17 protein-coding genes and 1 tRNA gene are annotated in these 16,161 nt (G+C 34.1%); 2 read left to right on the plus strand and 16 right to left on the minus strand.

All coding sequences use genetic code 11. The features are described 5' to 3' along the window. Positions 1-221 precede the first annotated feature (221 nt). From DNU06_RS10335 to DNU06_RS10390, 12 genes are all read right to left on the minus strand, one after another. A tRNA-Val gene (locus tag DNU06_RS10335) sits at positions 222-299 on the minus strand. A 136-nt stretch (positions 300-435) separates the two neighbouring features. Next, positions 436-1,644, minus strand: coding sequence for a bifunctional folylpolyglutamate synthase/dihydrofolate synthase (locus tag DNU06_RS10340; RefSeq protein ID WP_111063256.1), 1,209 nt, complete (start codon positions 1,642-1,644; stop codon positions 436-438). Further along, positions 1,644-2,396, minus strand: a complete 753-nt coding sequence (locus tag DNU06_RS10345; RefSeq protein WP_111063257.1) for a hypothetical protein — start codon at positions 2,394-2,396, stop codon at positions 1,644-1,646. Before DNU06_RS10345 ends, DNU06_RS10340 begins: the two co-directional genes overlap by 1 nt. Positions 2,397-2,414: 18 nt before the next feature. Beyond that, positions 2,415-2,816, minus strand: coding sequence for an ExbD/TolR family protein (locus DNU06_RS10350; RefSeq protein ID WP_111063258.1), 402 nt, complete (start codon positions 2,814-2,816; stop codon positions 2,415-2,417). A 20-nt stretch (positions 2,817-2,836) separates the two neighbouring features. Further along, a complete protein-coding gene (locus DNU06_RS10355; protein WP_317048238.1) occupies positions 2,837-3,568 on the minus strand; it encodes a MotA/TolQ/ExbB proton channel family protein in 732 nt (243 codons plus the stop codon). A 50-nt stretch (positions 3,569-3,618) separates the two neighbouring features. After that, complete coding sequence (nhaD, locus tag DNU06_RS10360; protein WP_111063259.1) at positions 3,619-5,007, minus strand: sodium:proton antiporter NhaD; 1,389 nt, start codon at positions 5,005-5,007, stop codon at positions 3,619-3,621. An 11-nt stretch (positions 5,008-5,018) separates the two neighbouring features. Next, positions 5,019-6,248 (minus strand): Glu/Leu/Phe/Val dehydrogenase dimerization domain-containing protein, encoded by a 1,230-nt coding sequence (locus DNU06_RS10365; RefSeq protein WP_111063260.1) that lies wholly within the window; start codon positions 6,246-6,248, stop codon positions 5,019-5,021. A gap of 139 nt (positions 6,249-6,387) precedes the next feature. Continuing rightward, positions 6,388-7,221, minus strand: coding sequence for a hypothetical protein (locus DNU06_RS10370; RefSeq protein ID WP_111063261.1), 834 nt, complete (start codon positions 7,219-7,221; stop codon positions 6,388-6,390). A gap of 5 nt (positions 7,222-7,226) precedes the next feature. After that, positions 7,227-7,451 carry a hypothetical protein gene (locus tag DNU06_RS10375; protein WP_111063262.1) on the minus strand — a complete coding sequence of 75 codons (225 nt, stop codon included), beginning with the start codon at positions 7,449-7,451 and terminating at the stop codon, positions 7,227-7,229. Continuing rightward, on the minus strand, positions 7,444-8,733 hold the full coding sequence (gene kynU, locus DNU06_RS10380) for a kynureninase (RefSeq protein ID WP_111063263.1): 1,290 nt from the start codon (positions 8,731-8,733) through the stop codon (positions 7,444-7,446). Before kynU ends, DNU06_RS10375 begins: the two co-directional genes overlap by 8 nt. Before the next feature lie 69 nt (positions 8,734-8,802). Further along, positions 8,803-9,399: a DUF2911 domain-containing protein gene (locus tag DNU06_RS10385; protein ID WP_158526874.1), complete on the minus strand. Its 597-nt coding sequence runs from the start codon at positions 9,397-9,399 to the stop codon at positions 8,803-8,805. 269 nt (positions 9,400-9,668) lie between these two features. Then, complete coding sequence (locus tag DNU06_RS10390; RefSeq protein WP_111063265.1) at positions 9,669-10,421, minus strand: RDD family protein; 753 nt, start codon at positions 10,419-10,421, stop codon at positions 9,669-9,671. Between the two features lie 101 nt (positions 10,422-10,522). On the opposite strand from DNU06_RS10390, the gene DNU06_RS10395 reads away from it, so the two are divergent. Then, positions 10,523-10,882: a hypothetical protein gene (locus DNU06_RS10395; RefSeq protein WP_111063266.1), complete on the plus strand. Its 360-nt coding sequence runs from the start codon at positions 10,523-10,525 to the stop codon at positions 10,880-10,882. A 59-nt stretch (positions 10,883-10,941) separates the two neighbouring features. Here DNU06_RS10395 and DNU06_RS10400 read toward each other — a convergent pair whose 3' ends face one another. Beyond that, positions 10,942-11,517 (minus strand): hypothetical protein, encoded by a 576-nt coding sequence (locus DNU06_RS10400; protein ID WP_111063267.1) that lies wholly within the window; start codon positions 11,515-11,517, stop codon positions 10,942-10,944. 215 nt (positions 11,518-11,732) lie between these two features. On the opposite strand from DNU06_RS10400, the gene DNU06_RS10405 reads away from it, so the two are divergent. Continuing rightward, entirely contained in the window at positions 11,733-12,143 is a 411-nt protein-coding gene (locus tag DNU06_RS10405; RefSeq protein ID WP_111063268.1) for a 6-pyruvoyl trahydropterin synthase family protein, read from the plus strand. A gap of 2 nt (positions 12,144-12,145) precedes the next feature. On the opposite strand, the gene DNU06_RS10410 is transcribed toward DNU06_RS10405, so the two are convergent. The 3 genes from DNU06_RS10410 to DNU06_RS10420 all read right to left on the minus strand — a co-directional run bounded on the left by DNU06_RS10410 (position 12,146) and on the right by DNU06_RS10420 (position 16,133). Beyond that, positions 12,146-13,036 carry a hypothetical protein gene (locus DNU06_RS10410; RefSeq protein ID WP_111063269.1) on the minus strand — a complete coding sequence of 297 codons (891 nt, stop codon included), beginning with the start codon at positions 13,034-13,036 and terminating at the stop codon, positions 12,146-12,148. Positions 13,037-13,118: 82 nt separating this feature from the next. Further along, positions 13,119-14,501, minus strand: coding sequence for a DUF5723 family protein (locus tag DNU06_RS10415; RefSeq protein WP_146239212.1), 1,383 nt, complete (start codon positions 14,499-14,501; stop codon positions 13,119-13,121). Between the two features lie 9 nt (positions 14,502-14,510). Next, positions 14,511-16,133, minus strand: coding sequence for a hypothetical protein (locus DNU06_RS10420; RefSeq protein WP_146239213.1), 1,623 nt, complete (start codon positions 16,131-16,133; stop codon positions 14,511-14,513). Between the last annotated feature and the right edge of the window lie 28 nt (positions 16,134-16,161).

The raw sequence follows: 16,161 nt of genomic DNA on the forward strand, positions 1-16,161 counted from the left end.
TCATACTGAGGTGTTTTTGGTGGGCAATGAGGGACTCACCTCAACTTCGTTCGGCATAAACTTCTCGTTCGAATTTATTGGGCAAAAAAATACCCCAGTAAAAAATACTGAGGTGTTTTTGGTGGGCAATGAGGGACTCACCTCAACTTCGTTCGGCATAAACTTCTCGTTCGAATTTATTGGACAAAAAAATACCTCAGTAAAAAATACTGAGGTTTTTTTGGTGGGCAATGAGGGACTCGAACCCCCGACCCCCTCGGTGTAAACGAGGTGCTCTGAACCAACTGAGCTAATTGCCCTACTTAAAGGTTTTGTATTTAAAACATCCTAAATAAATAGGTCGAATAAACTGTCAAAAACTAAATTTGCAATTCTCTTATTGCGGGTGCAAATATAACTAGTTTTTTTTGTCTAGCAAATAAAAAATGAACTTTTTTAAATTATTTTTTCCAAAATAAAAAAACTGCCAAATACCAAAACTAAATCCCCAACCTTAGAGCACTTTAAAGCAGCACTATACGCAACATCTGCAGTATTGTAATATTTATAATTTAATTTGTACTTTTTTCCTAATAAATTAAAATCAGTGGCATTTAAGGATCTTGAACTATCAAAACTACAAAAGTAATAATGGGCATCTTTTGGAAAAAGTGAAACACTTTTCTCAAAATCTTTGTCATTTGAACTGCCAAATACACAATGTAAATCGTTAAAATCAAATTGCTGAATCTCCTGAAACAATAATTCTATTCCTGCTGCATTATGCGAAGCATCCACTAATACAATTGGATCTTTTTGAAGTTGTTCTAACCTACCCTTAAATTGCGTTAGTTTTTTAATCCTATTTAATGCGTTAAGATTTTTCTGTGCATCAAAATACCAACCTTTTTCTATTAAAACTTGAATAGCAGAAAAAGCCAAATTGAGATTTAATTGTTGAAAGTCTCCTAATAAATCGGTTTTAAAAGCAAGGCTTTTTGGTCGGTAAATTCTTGCATTTTCTGCCTTGGCCTTTTTAATAAATACAGGAGCAGTCTCTTCATCCATCTCACCAATGCAAACGGGGATATTCTTTTTTATAATACCTGCCTTTTCAAAAGCAATTTTAGAACGCGTGTCGCCTAAGAACTGTACATGATCGATACCAATGTTAGTAATAACAGAAAGGATTGGGTTGAGGACGTTACTTGCATCTAATCGACCACCTAAACCTGTCTCTATCACCACCAATTCACATTTTTTGTCGGCAAAAGCCTTAAAAGCCATGGCAGTAGTAATTTCAAAAAAGGAGGGTCGGATCCTTTCAAACAAGGCTTGGTTTTGGTTTACAAAGTCAACTACATAAGTTTCTTCCAAAAGCAATCCATTAATTTTAATCCTTTCTCTAAAATCTTTAATGTGCGGGCTGGTGAACAAACCGACTTTGTAGCCGTTTTCGATAGCCATAGCAGCAATGGCATGTGCCGTTGAGCCTTTACCATTCGTACCTGCAATATGGACCGCTTTTAACTTTGTATGTGGATTGTCTAACCCCTTCAGTAAAGCTTCAATATTTTCTAATCCGGGTTTATAGGCTATACTGCCTTGAGATTGATAATTTGCTAATTGACTAAAAAGCCAATCGATAGCAGATTGGTAATCCATTATTGTTTTCTAAAAGTAAAAATAACCGTTCCTACAAATTGTATAGGCGCACCAAGAATGGATTCATACCGATAGGTTTTAGCATTTTTCTCGGCCAGTTCTTTTAAATAAGCACTCCCAGAAGTGGACTTTGACTCATTGAATTTTGTACGGGTTACTTTTCCAAATTCATCCACATAAATATCCAAGGCAATTTTCCCTTCTTCTTGTGAATTACCAGGTACTGAACCTTTAGATTTTAATTTTCTAGAAGTATTACTGGTTCCTGCACCAGGTTGATCGCCGCTTCCGCCACCGCCAACACCACCGCCAGTACCAAATCCACTGCCACTACCACCACCACTACCTGCAGTACCACCGCCTGGAAAAGCCAATCCATCATCTACCTTTGGTTTTGGATCAGGTTTTGGTTTAGGGTCAGGTTTAGGTTTACTTGTATTAGTGGAAGTTTTACTCTTTCCTTCTCCCTTTGTCACTACAACAGGAGAATCATCTTGTGTTTCTTGTGTAATTGCAGATTCAACTACAGGTTCGGGATCTACAGGAGTTTCTGCGGAAGAAACAGTACTTCCTCCTTCATATTCCGAGCCAAATTCCATTTCAATCTCCACCACCTTTTCTTCAATAGGAGGATCAGGATATTCTAAGCTAACCAATAAAAAAAACAATACCATAAGCAAGATAAAAACCAAAGTAGCCACCAATGCTTTCTTATGGTCTTCTTCTTTTAAATTTTCAATAAACTGCAACATGATATCCCTCCTCTTTTACTAGTTCGTATAAGATAAAACTGGCTTCCAACCTTTTTGTTTCGATACCGCAATGATATTGAAAATGGTTTCATAAGAAGCGTTTTTATCTCCTGATATTTTTAAATTTTTATTTGGTTGTTCCGCAATCTTAGCTTCTAAAACCGGTACTAATTCCTCGAAAGTATAATACTTAGATTTTGCATTGTCTAAAAAGTATTGATTGTCTGCATCAATTCCTACTTCAACCACTGCATCTGTTTGAGAAGTAGAAGTTTTTTTACCACTAGGTAAATCTACCGGCAAGGTATTTTTTGCCATAGTACTCATAATGATAAAAAAGATAAGCATCAAAAATATAAGGTCTGTCATTGACGACATTCCCCCTTCAATCTGCGGTTTATTTCTACGTCCTAAATTCATCTTCTTATACTTTTATACAATCAATTGCCTGGTTCGTTCAATAAATCTAAAAATTCAATAGAAGCACCTTCCATATTGTGTACTACTTTATCCACTTTAGCTACTAAATAGTTATAAGATACATAAGCCATAATTCCGACAATTAAACCAGCAACTGTTGTAATCATAGCCTCCATAATACCCCCTGAAATCGTAGATAATTCAATTTGAGTTTCAAATTTCATAGCATTAAATACACGAACCATCCCTAGGGTAGTTCCCAAGAAACCAATCATTGGTGCCACACCTGATGCTGTAGCCAATAAACTCAATCTTTTTTCTAACTGATAGATTTCTAATTTACCCACATTTTCAATCGACGAAGTAATATCTTGAAGCGGTTTACCAATTCTGGATATTCCTTTTTCTACCATTCTAGCAGCAGGATTATTAGTTTGACGACAAAGGTCTTTAGCAGCCTCTAGTTTACCATCTACCAAATAATCTTTTACCCTACCCATAAAATCTTTTTCATCTTTTAATGCTTTATTGATCGATAAATAACGTTCCACAAAAGTATACACCGTAAATATTGACAATACAAACAAGGCAATCATGATGATTAAGTTTGTAATACTCAATTCACCGGTGGTGGAATCAATACCAATAATTAAATCTAATACGCTTACTTCTTTGGTAAGGTCTGTCATGCCATTTGCGACAGTATCAGCTGCCATGTTAATACCAGACTGTAATAGTGTAATTGCACTCATATAAAAAATTTCATTTAGTTTATAAACGGGTAATTAAAATTATAGTTACATTAATAATGCATAATAAAGAAAACGACTATACCAGAAACATAACCAAGCAATGCTAACCATGCAATGTTTTTCAAATACCAAAAGAAAGATATTTTCTCCATTCCCATAGCAACCACTCCCGCAGCAGAACCAATAATTAACATAGAACCACCTGTACCTGCAGTATAAGCAATAAAGTGCCAAATGTGATTATCCATAGGGAAACTCGCCATATCAAACATTCCCATACTAGCCGCAACCAAAGGAACATTATCAATAATTGCTGAACCAACGCCCATTAATATTACAAAAATATCGTTTGGCATTACCGCCTGAACGGATTGTCCAAAGTTAAAAATAAGTCCTAAAGACTCTAATGCTGCAACGGTCATCAAGATCCCTAAAAAGAATAAAATAGAAGGCATTTCAATAGAAGCTAACGCCTTGAATGTTGGACTGCTGTGGTGGTGAGAAACGGTACCGTCGTCATTAGTTACACTTGTTAAACTAAATTGACGATTACTAATCATTTCAGCAACCAAAGCAACAACACCTAAAGATAACATCATACCAACATATGGAGGTAAGTGGGTAACGGTTTTAAATATAGGCACAAAAATAATCATGGCCAATCCTAAATATAACATGGTTGGTCCCATTTTATTTCCTTCCCCTTCGCTTTCCGGTGCATCAAAACCACCTTTGAAAGCAGGCATAAAACTGGCGATAAATATTGGAACAATCATACAGGCAATTGAAGGAAGAATAATAAATTCTACTAATTTAACCGCACTTACTTTTCCACCCATCCACAGCATAGTGGTAGTTACATCACCAATTGGCGACCAAGCACCACCGGCATTGGCAGCAATAATAATTAAACCAGCATACCACATTCTTGTTTCACTATCACTGACTAATTTTCTTAAAATAGTAATCAGAACGATTGTTGCAGTTAAGTTATCAATTATAGCAGACAGCACGAATGCAAGTACGCCCATAATCCATAACAAAGTCTTCTTTTTATTGGTCTTAATAAAACTCTTGATGGTACCAAAACCATCAAAATGATCAATGATTTCCACAATAGTCATGGCGCCAACCAAGAAGAAAAGAATTTCACAGGTCTTTCCAAAATGGTGCAATAAGGTGCTGTCTAACCAACCACCTTTAGAGGCTTCATGATGGTTTTCGACATGCAATGGTAAATTCTTAAAACCCTCTACCATACTATGCTCCGTTGAATCGAACCAAGTGGTAAAACTATCCAAACCAAAAGCAACTAATGCCCATGCAAAAGCCATCATTAATAAAGCGGGAACTAATTTGTCGACTTTTAAAGTATGCTCAATAGCAATGGCTACATAACCAAGAATAAATACTACTACAATTAAAATTTCAAAGCTCATTTTTTTTTAGATTAGATTAATTTATTTAATGCGATTTCAAATGCTGTTTTAGCAATATTGGTTTTAGATTGGCTTGTTGCATAAGTATTTTCTAATGCTTTTTTAATGATGTCTGAAGTATCTTGAAAAATACCTTCATCTGTCAACTCCTCTAAATCATTACTCATTAAATAAGCAAATACCCTTGCCATTCCACAATTAGAAATAAAATCAGGAATTACAGAAATTTTACTATCTGTAAATTCAGCGATTGGTCCAAAGAAAATTTCCTTGTCTGCAAATGGTACATTTGCTCCAGCTGAAACTACTTCTAGTCCAGATTTAATCATACGATCAATTTGATCTTTAGTCACCAAACGGGAAGCAGCACATGGTAAGAAAATATCTGCTTCGATATCCCAAATTTTTGCATTTACCTCGTCATAAGATAACATTTCCAAAGCATTTAACTCATTGCCATTTTTTGATAAAAATAAAGCACGAATATCTTCCAATGAAAATCCATCTGTATTTATTAAACCACCTACGCGGTCGATTATTCCAACTATTTTTGCACCGTATTGTGCCAAGTAATAAGCAGCTGCAGAACCAACATTACCCCAACCTTGGACTACCACTTTTTTACCTTTTACATCTCCACCCCAAATATTATAATAATGGATGATAGATTGCGCTACACCGTAACCAGTAACCATATCGGCAACCACATACTTTTTTGCAACACTAGGTGTGAAAGAAGCATCTTCAATTACTTTTAGAACGCCTTGTCTTAATTGGCCAATTCTATTAATTTTTTGTGCTTCTCTTGGTTGAAAATGTCCGTTAAAAACACCCTCTTGCGGATGCCAAACACCACAATCTTCTGTAATTGGAATTACTTCGTGAATTTCATCTACATTTAAATCGCCACCAGTACCGTAGTAATGTTTTAATAGGGGAGTTACCGCAGCATACCACCTTCTTAAAACACCTTCTTTTCTAGGGTCTTTTGGATCGAAATTTATTCCTGATTTTGCACCACCAATTTGTGGACCAGCAACCGTAAATTTAACTTCCATTGTTTTTGCCAATGACTCTACTTCTCTTTTATCCAAACCAACTCTCATTCTGGTTCCGCCCCCTGCTGCTCCTCCACGTAGGGAATTAATCACTACCCATCCTTCAGCTTCTGTTTCAGCATCTTGCCATTCAAATACTATTTCTGGCCTTTTATTTTCGAATTTACTTAAGAGTTCTAACATATTATAAGAAGATTATTAAAGGCGCTAAATTAAAAAGAATTTTTGTTTTACACCTTATTATAATCTTATATCTAAGTTACCTAAACCTATAAACTAATCTGGACCATAAAAACAGGTCCGTATTTCTAAGCATATTATGTTACCTGTTTTGATATTGATCTGCCTGTCTTTTTGCATCTTTACTAAACACTTTTGGACAACCTTTTTTAGGCAATAAGACACCGATTTTAACCGTAAAAATAATGGGTTGGTATTTACTGGAAAACCAACGCGTTCCAGGATTTAAATTTCGCCAATTAAAAGCAGTTAAAATGGGAGTTTGTATGGTTGGTATAATAAATAGACCTTCTCTAGGCTTGTATCCCCAACCAATAGAATAATGTAATTGTGTGACAAATTTTTCTTGAAAATCTTTTTCAAATGGTGTGGTATAGTCTGGATCAATTTTACCACCATAAATTCGATAATCGATATTAACTCCGATAGATTGATTGATAAAATTCCATTTACTCAATTGCCAAACAGAATTAATATCAAAACGTCCGAAAACAGACCCAAAATTAAAGGCTCCTCTTGTAATATTATCCGCTAAATCTTTGTAACGTTCTTGACCACCATAATGCTTTACACCTATGCCATAATCAATATAATGAAATGCAGTGTGTTTTTGTTTGAATAGATGAGCAAATCCTCCTTCTAAATAGTAACCAGGCAAACCTGTTGGTCTTAATATATCAGAATCGAAATCTTTATTATTCCCCATCATGTATGTTACCCCTGGTGAAATATGCCAACCAAACGGGCGGTAATGACTTCTAGAATGAGAATAAATCGCATTTCCTCGATCACCAGAGGAAAAGGGACTTTTTGAATTGCGTTTTTTGTTTCGCTTTTCTATGCCATCTTTAAATTGTGCTTCCGCTTGTCCTTGAATGCCTAATAAGAAAATAAACAATAATAATTTAATCTTCATGTGCTCTACTTTTGATGTTTACGCCAATTTTCTTGGTATTTCGACTCCATAAATTTTCTTCTTTCACGGATGGGTTTTGGTTTAGAATATGCTGCCGCAATTCGCCAAATAACTAGTCCAGCAACTAAAACAAAAAAAGCTCTGGTCATTAATTGTGTGATGGTAAATAAATCACCAGCCTTCCCGCTTAATAAGGATACAATAATATTTGGATCAAATGTTTCAGGCATTGGCTTTAATCCCCTCCTCTAATATTTCACCAAATTTAAATACATCTTCGAATGAATTGTATAACGGAACTGGTGCAATTCGTATCACATTCGGTTCGCGCCAATCTGCGATAACCCCTTTTTTGGTAATGAAATCAAATAAATCTTTACCTAAGCCGTGGGCTAAAATCGACAATTGTGCGCCTCTTTTATTTTTATCTTTAGGGGTAATAATCTCTAAATTACAAATGTCTTTTTGCTGGGCTGAAATAGCATTTACCACAAACTCTAAGTAGGCCGTTAACAAGTCTCTCTTTTCTACCAAAGCATCCATTCCTACCGCATCAAAAATATCTAACGAAGCTAAATTAGCTGCCATACCAAGAATAGGCGCGTTGCTTAACTGCCATCCTTCTGCACCTTTCATAGGATTGAAACCAGGTTCCATTAAAAACCTTGTCTCTTTGTCATATCCCCACCAACCTGCAAATCTGGGTAAATCAGGATTGTATTCATGTCGCTCATGAACAAACATTCCTGCTACACCACCTGGACTAGAGTTTAAATATTTGTAAGAACACCAAGCAGCAAAATCTACATCCCAATCGTGCAATTGCAATGCAATGTTTCCTGCAGCATGTGCCAAATCAAAACCAACTACGGCACCAACCGCATGGCCTTTTTCTGTAATTGTTTTCATATCAAATAATTGACCAGAATAATAATTTACGCCACCAATCATAATCAACGCCAAATCATCTTTATGGGCTTCAATAGCCGCATAAATATCTTCCTCACGAATTAAATGCTCTCCATCTCTTGGACCCACTTCAATAATGGCATCTTTTGGATCAAAACCATGAAATCTAGCTTGACTTTCTAATGCGTATTGGTCGGATGGAAATGCTTTTTGTTCACAAAGAATTTTATACCTTGTTTTTGTCGGGCGATAAAATGAAACCATTAACAAATGTAAGTTCGTGGTTAAACTATGTGTTACTACGACCTCAACGGGTAGAGCTCCAACTATTTTTGCTGTTTTTTCGGTTAAGTATTCATGGTATTTAAACCATGGTTTTTCCGCTAAAAAATGACCTTCTACTCCCCAATCTTTCCATGCATCTAACTCATTTTGTATATAAGCCTGGGTAGATTTAGGTTGTAACCCTAGTGAATTACCCGTAAAATAGATGGTTTCAATTCCATTAATCACAGGAATATAAAATTTATCTCGATAGGTTCTTAATTTATCTTTTTGGTCTAATGTCTTAGCAAAATCGATTGAACGGGTAAATGAAGTCATAAAAAAATCGTTATTTTCTTCAAAAATAACGATTCTTAATTATAATCCGTATGATATTTTAAATTTCCCTTATTTTACTACAGGAATTTCGAAAGATGCTTGATCCCATTGAAACAAAATACCATTTTCAGTTATTGTATATTTTAAAGATTCCTGCATGTCTCCAGAAAAGGTAGGTGTTACTTTAACCTGTAAAACATCTCTATTTTCGTCGTACCCATTTGAACCCCAAACACCATGTGTGTCATAATCCCAAGCTTCATTGATAATCACTGTCCAATCTTCATTTTCTTTTGGCAATACCAATAAGCCATATGAACCAGCAGCTACTACTTGTCCATTAATAGATAATGGTGCATCCAAAGTTAATTTAGTTGTTTCATTAGCCCCTGCTCTCCAAACGTTATCAAAAGGCACCAAATCACCCCAAATTTCTCTTCCTTTCACTGAAGGAGAACCATAATCTACCGATACAGTTACGCCGTCAATTTGACCACTTGCAACTTCTCTCGGACTTTTAACTTTTTTAGTTTCCAAGTCATCCTCTTCTACTACCTCCTCAATTGTTTCTACTACAGTTTCTTCACTATCCTTTTTCGTGTCGTTTGTACAAGCAGTAATACTCCCTGCAAAAACTAAAGCCAATGTAAAATATTTAATCTTCATAAAAGTTGTCATTTTAAAATCTAAAGTTAAAAAAAACGCAGGATAAAATCCGCTTTTTTTTATATAATTCTAATTATTGTACTTCAACTATTGGATTATCGTTAACAAATCATGTTTAAAGAACCTATATCAGACCTAATCGTCAAACAACAGGCTCAAATTTAATGGGGACAAAAACATAGCGGAACAAAATTTAGCCAACCAATTTGGTTTTTAATATAAACTTTGAGCACTGCTAGTTAATCCAGTATATAGACCAAATCGCGCCATTATTCTCTTGTCAATACGATATAGTCTTGCAAAATGGTTCTTAAGAAGGCTATCTTTTTCTTAGGCGCTTCTTGGATTTGCAGAAGCACACACATTTTGTCACTTAATTTTAATATTGCGGCTTTATGGGCTTCATTCGGAAATCTTTTATAGCGTGTAATCGTATTTTTTAAGATTAGCATATCTTCATCCGTAAACTGTGTCACGGCTAAATAAGTTGGCGGATGGTTACTTTTGGTTTTAATATTTAAAATATCTTGAATACTATACAATTGGGTCGATTTGTTTTTAATTACAATGGTTTGGGCCAAAATATCCCCCATTCTTTGACTATTTTGAGAAGTATAAATAAGAATAGCTCCTATACCGCCTAAACTAAACCAAAAATCAACAATTCGAAAAAGCCAACGCATGATATAATCATTAATTTTTGCGTTTTCGCCCGTAATGCTTACCACACGGATACCCATAATAAGCTTTCCAACCGTCTGGCCCTTTAATAAATACTCCAGCAACAAGGAATAAAAAGTAATGGGTATCCAAATCAATACAAATTGAATGATATACGATAAGGATTCCTCTCCAAACAAATTAATGCCAGTAAAAAGCAAGCCCATCAGCAGGGATATAATTAAAATATAAATTATTTTAACTATAAAATCCAACAACAAGGCCATACCTCTATGGAGCATACTAGCGGCCTCATATTGGATTGGGATGGTATTTGCTGTTAAAATTTCAACTTTTTTCAAGGTGCTTTTTTAGGTAAACATAATAAATTTGGTGCAAAGTTGGATTTAAATGAGAGATTTCTTAAAAGTTTATTTATTTTTGACGTTCAAATAATTTTAGTATGAAATCGGTAGAAGCTAACCAAAAAATTGATGCCTTAATTGCTGTCGTTGAAAAAGAATTTAATACAGCACTTATCATTGAGTCGTTAAAAGAAATAAGAGAATACGCACTTAAAGAAACTGACCCATTATTGGCGAAAGTTAATCGTTTGGCTTATGAGTATATCGAAGAAAATGAATGTTTCGATCATACCGTAGAAAAAGGAGAAGATGAAGAAGGCGAAGATTATTTATTAGAGCCAGGAACAGATCAAGAAAACTTAGTGTATTTGTTACAATTAACGCGTCAATCTGAAAATACTTTTAACAGAGAAGAAATAAAAGAAATGAGAACTTGGTTGAAAAAGAAACTTTATTAAGTTTAACCGCAAATAAAATATTAAAACCTGTACTGAAAAGTATGGGTTTTTTTATGCCTTTATTTGACGTGCTTTGCTGTTTTAATCGCGCTAACCATATCTTGAACAACAGACTTTAAACTGCTACCCGTTTTTTCGGTTCTTAAAATATAATTGTAGCCATCAATTTTCATCTCTCGTAAACAATGATAGGTTTTTTCTCCCCCATTCTCACCAATCAATTGGCGACTGTAAAAAATTAAATCCATCTCATCTATGAAATATACAAATTCAAACATATTGGATTGAGATTCATTCAGCTTTTTAGCGGCCACTACTTTACCAAACTCGTTGGCATAGTCTTCAACTACAATTTTAAAATAATCTCCTATGTGGATAAACCATAAGTAATCTCCATCATCATGTAAAACTACTGGTTCAATCACTTTACCTAGTGAATTTGCCACAATGGGTAATTGAATAGAAAGGTTTAAATCATAATCAATCAAAGAAATTAATTGCATGTCTACGGAGTCTAACGGAATAAATTCACCCGCTATACCTTGGGGTGTATTTACATCATCTACCACTGCTTTATGCTCACAAGCAACCAAGACAACACCAAATAAACATAGTGCAATTAATATATACTTCATTCTATTTCCTTACAGCAAAAAACTTAATGCAAAAATTAAGCCTTTAATACAAAGAAACTAATTTTTTTCTTATCATCATGGGAGGGTTGGGATATAAAAAGCAGAATTTTGTTTAAATTAGAATTTTAAGAAGAAGTTAGCTTACACATAAAAATAAAGTAATTTGGTATTTATAAACGCATTTAAGCTGTATTTTTGTACCAAACCGCAAGAGAATGAAAGTAAGTATTTGTAGAATTGCACACTTTAATGCCGCCCATAGATTGTACAATAAAAATTGGGACTTTGAAAAAAATCAAGCCGTATTTGGAAAATGTAACAACCCTAATTATCATGGGCATAATTACAAAATTGAAATTTGGTTAACTGGTGCTATCGATCCGGAAACTGGTTATGTTTATGATTTAGGGAAATTAAAAGACCTAGTAAAAGCAGAAGTAGAAGAAAGGTTTGACCATAAAAATTTAAACCTAGACACCATTGAATTTAAAGACCTGAATCCAACCGCAGAAAACATTGTTGTAGTCATTTGGAACATATTACGGGCAAAATTAGCTACCGAATTAGATTTGAGAATCAAGTTATTTGAAACAGAAAGAAATATAGTGGAGTATTCGGGTAATTAAATTTAATCCTTAAAAAAAGTGTAATCTGCAAATTTTAATATGGTGATTACATTTGTTTCTATATCTCTTGACAGTAGCGCATTCAAAAGCATATTTTCACTGTTGTATACAATTTGAAACTCGGTTTTGTACACCCCATTTCTATAATAATGTTGGGCCATTATATTTTCATTATTGTCGTATTCTATTTTAATTCTTGAACTCGATTTACTGTTTAAAACTGTCTCTGTTTTACATTCTCTTAGCAAGCCCATTTCATTGTATTGGTAATCAGTTTTAGCACTACCAACACCGGTCAATGATCGTGACTCTTGCTTGTATAAATACCCATTTATGTCCGCGTAAAATATTTCGGTTTGATAAACCTTCCCTAAAGAGTTGAAATAACTTTTCTTTAGTCCTGCTTTAACATTTTCATATCCAAAAGTATGTTTTGAAATAATGTAACTTTCGCCTAAATCAAAATCAACTTTACTTTTTTTATGGTTAACATCTCTCCTATATTCTTTTTCAATTAAACGGTTCAAGGAATCGTAAGTATAATGGAAAGATTGAAAACCATATTGATCCGACTGACGAAGTACAATTAAGTTATGGTTTTTATCGTATTCGTAAGCCCTTACAATGGTATCCCGTCTAATTGTTTTATAATCTTGCACCAAATAACCTTCTTGGTTAAATTCATAGACGTACACGTTATTGGTTGGTCTAATTCTATCGTAATCGGCCTTGGTGGAATAGTAACCCTTAATAGACTTAATTTTATTATTTTTAATGAAGGTAGGATTAAACCTTGGATCTTCTGTAAATAACTCTCCCTTAGAATGGTTTAAAATCTGACCAAAAGTAAGCGAAAAATAGAATAAGAAAGTGCAGGTGAATAAAGATTTCATTTCAATAAATAACCCTCAAAATAGTTAGGTTGAGGTTTGTTTGCAAAATTACTGTATATAAACGAAAAGAAGTCCTAATTTGTTACAAAATTGACAGTCCCTTTTTTTTATATTCTTTTGTTTTTCCAATTTGAAAACTCATTCCAAAGTTAAAATGAACATTTTTTGCTGCCTCGGGGTACATGACCGACAAAACATTATCCGTCATAAAATAAATTTGAAACGGTCCACCCCTCAGGTTTATTCCTGCTCCTAAATTGACATCTTTGTAATTATAAAAAGAAACATTTCCCGAAACCCCTATCCAATGTTTCAATTTTACATTTCCAGATAGATTAAGTGCCGTAATATAGCGTCCTGGATTAAAAGAATTATACCATACCGCACCAACATTCAAAAACTTTGTCAGGTCATAACTACCACCAATGTAAAACTTTGAATAAAGTTTTGTAGAATAGGTATTATGTGTGGTAACTACAGTTGTAAGCTGCGTTAAAGAGTCCACTAGTTCTTGAAAATAATCTGAGGTATCGTTTAAATACTTATCTACATCAACCCCTTTATATTCAAAAGTAAAAGGATTTACCTTATAATTAGTAACGTTGTCTTTCCATTTAATAGCACCTAAATCAATAACACTTGCTGATAACATTATTTTTTTTGTCAATTGAAAAGTTGCCCCTAAATCTAATCCAAGTCCTATATTTTTAGTGGTAGACACACTATCATAAATGGCACCCAAATCACTTGAATTATTTTGCAAACCTTCTAAGGCAGCTAAATTGTTATAATTTAACGCCATGGCCCCATCCACTTCTAAGGCATACGTTTTAGGATCAGTATAAAGTCCAAACTGACTTTCTGCTGTTTGAAAACTAGCTATTCCCTTTAAAAATTTAACCTTAGCGCCAACCGTTAATTTATCACCAATTTTTCTATTCAGTCCAACACCAAATTCTAAATACCATAAAGCATCAAAACCAATATTATCAAAAGCAACACGTTTTCCTAAATACTCCTCTCCACCGTTTCCATAATAGGCAAATCTCAATAGATCTTTTGGGTATGAAAATCCCGACCTAAAAACACTATTAACGGTAAAATTAACACTTGTTTTTTTGGTGGTGACTTGAAATGCCAGCAATTCATTTTGCATGTTAAAATCTAAATAATTTACCTTATTTAAATTATCCACCAATTTGCCCAAAGTTAAATCTAACGTATCACTATTTGTCCTTGGCGTAAAAGCATCCTTTAAAGCAAAACCAGTATGAAGGAATTGTACATTCAATAAATTACTAAAAGGCGCAATAGAAATCCCCACTTTAGAAGATGGGCGGAATGCTGGATTTAAGTATTGTGATTGTGCAGTATTGTTGATGTTGTATTGAGAAAAATTTGCTTGCGTCATCCCAAAAAAGAAAACGGACACAAATCCTAACACTAATATTATTTGTTTATACATTTTGTATTTTTAAAGCTGAACAGAACCAGTTACTTTCATGCCTAAATTAAGACCTATTTTGTAAGTGTCTAGCATTTTAACTACTTGCCCATTATTACCATCTGTTGTTTCCCCTAGCACAGTAATAATAATGTGCTTTGCAGCATCTATATTTGGTAAATCACTACGCTCTACTACTAGGTCTGTTAACTTTTCGGTGGGAGAAGTAACTATACCATCCGCATTCACTTCACCACTTGCAACCACTAACTCAAATCCATCTGTAATTTCTAATAAACTAACATAGTGCTCATCCGTAAAGTTAATTTTAGCACTTACATTTACTGGAAAACCATTGTTGATAATAATTCGAAATAAGATAGCAGACACTTCGGCTATGTCGTCTGTAAAATCAAATGCCAAGGTATCTTTGAATTCAAAACCATATGCAAAACCTTCCAAAGGCAATTCCAACTCTGCATTAATTTTAAATTTTGAAGTATCTAATATAAAATTAAGGTTCGCAGTAGGACCATTTGGATTAGAAGTAGCTTCTGCTTCATAATAAAAGTACTTTGGTGTTGGCGTTATAATAGAAGAAATATTACTGGTATTGGTACTATTTAATTCCAGGATAGTTGTTTTAGCATCTCCCATTATTTGTGGTGCCAAAATATCAATTGGGTTTTGATAACCTGATAAAACAAAGGTGTTACCATTAATTACATTCTCTGTTCTTAAATTGTTTAAAGCTACCTGCACAGGAAATCCAAAAGAATTAACCATTTCCAATTTAATTTTTGGATTTGTAAGCTCAAAATAGCCATCTAAGGCATTGTTAAATATTTTAATTAGAATTGAATCTTGCCCCAAATCAAAATTTTGATTCCCAAAATAACCTGTCGCATTTTCATACGCTAGATTTACAAAATCCATATTTAATGAAATCGATTCTGTGCCTACTATAGCAGCTCCTGTACCACTTATTGTAGTGGTTATTTCGGCCTTAAATGTATTGACAACCGTTCCAGCTAAGGTTAAATCTGCACTCACTCCTGTTAAATCAAGCGTTCCACCCACAACAGTAGGACTATTACCAGTATAAGTACCATTTAAATTAACACTTACTGCATTGCCATTTTTTATTAAACCTGGAAATAAAACAGTTATATTTATGTCATGTTTAAAGTCAGTGACTAAACTAAGATTAAGGGAGCCTCCTTTAAATTTTACCGTATGAAATTCCACCCCATTTACTAATGGAAAAACTAAATTTTCATCTTGTGTTACTGTAGCTGTACTACTAAATACAGGTATAGGCGCTAAACTAAGATCACTGGAAGAAAAATCTACTTGAACCAACAAATCTGGTATGCTGATAAAGTTTTCTGCTGAAAAAGAAACCAACTCCCCTTTATAAACTAGTGCCAACTGACCTGAATTTGGATCAATAACCAATAAATCAGTACTGTCTGTTTGGGCTAAAATATCATAGACCCCAAATTCAGCAAAAGCTAATGGTACCGCTAATTCTGGATTCCAAGATCCATTAGAAATTAAATCAGGATTATTATATTTACCCAATTTTTTACAAGCAACCCCTAACATGCATATGGCAAGGAGTAAGTATAATTTTTGATGTGTTTTTTTCATGCTTTAGAAAGAGACTTAACTTTAATAA

The organism is Putridiphycobacter roseus (assembly GCF_003234935.1).
GTDB lineage: Bacteria > Bacteroidota > Bacteroidia > Flavobacteriales_D > Crocinitomicaceae > Putridiphycobacter > Putridiphycobacter roseus.

Coding starts and splice junctions, on each gene's coding strand:
- DNU06_RS10350 (WP_111063258.1), bottom strand. CDS start 2,816: ATGAATTTAGGACGTAGAAATAAACCGCAGATTGAAGGGGGAATGTCG.
- kynU (WP_111063263.1), bottom strand. CDS start 8,733: ATGACTTCATTTACCCGTTCAATCGATTTTGCTAAGACATTAGACCAA.
- DNU06_RS10410 (WP_111063269.1), bottom strand. CDS start 13,036: ATGAAATCTTTATTCACCTGCACTTTCTTATTCTATTTTTCGCTTACT.
- DNU06_RS10405 (WP_111063268.1), top strand. CDS start 11,733: ATGAAAGTAAGTATTTGTAGAATTGCACACTTTAATGCCGCCCATAGA.
- DNU06_RS10395 (WP_111063266.1), top strand. CDS start 10,523: ATGAAATCGGTAGAAGCTAACCAAAAAATTGATGCCTTAATTGCTGTC.
- DNU06_RS10365 (WP_111063260.1), bottom strand. CDS start 6,248: ATGTTAGAACTCTTAAGTAAATTCGAAAATAAAAGGCCAGAAATAGTA.
- DNU06_RS10415 (WP_146239212.1), bottom strand. CDS start 14,501: ATGTATAAACAAATAATATTAGTGTTAGGATTTGTGTCCGTTTTCTTT.
- DNU06_RS10370 (WP_111063261.1), bottom strand. CDS start 7,221: ATGAAGATTAAATTATTATTGTTTATTTTCTTATTAGGCATTCAAGGA.
- DNU06_RS10420 (WP_146239213.1), bottom strand. CDS start 16,133: ATGAAAAAAACACATCAAAAATTATACTTACTCCTTGCCATATGCATG.
- DNU06_RS10385 (WP_158526874.1), bottom strand. CDS start 9,399: ATGAAGATTAAATATTTTACATTGGCTTTAGTTTTTGCAGGGAGTATT.
- nhaD (WP_111063259.1), bottom strand. CDS start 5,007: ATGAGCTTTGAAATTTTAATTGTAGTAGTATTTATTCTTGGTTATGTA.
- DNU06_RS10340 (WP_111063256.1), bottom strand. CDS start 1,644: ATGGATTACCAATCTGCTATCGATTGGCTTTTTAGTCAATTAGCAAAT.
- DNU06_RS10355 (WP_317048238.1), bottom strand. CDS start 3,568: ATGAGTGCAATTACACTATTACAGTCTGGTATTAACATGGCAGCTGAT.
- DNU06_RS10400 (WP_111063267.1), bottom strand. CDS start 11,517: ATGAAGTATATATTAATTGCACTATGTTTATTTGGTGTTGTCTTGGTT.
- DNU06_RS10345 (WP_111063257.1), bottom strand. CDS start 2,396: ATGTTGCAGTTTATTGAAAATTTAAAAGAAGAAGACCATAAGAAAGCA.
- DNU06_RS10375 (WP_111063262.1), bottom strand. CDS start 7,451: ATGCCTGAAACATTTGATCCAAATATTATTGTATCCTTATTAAGCGGG.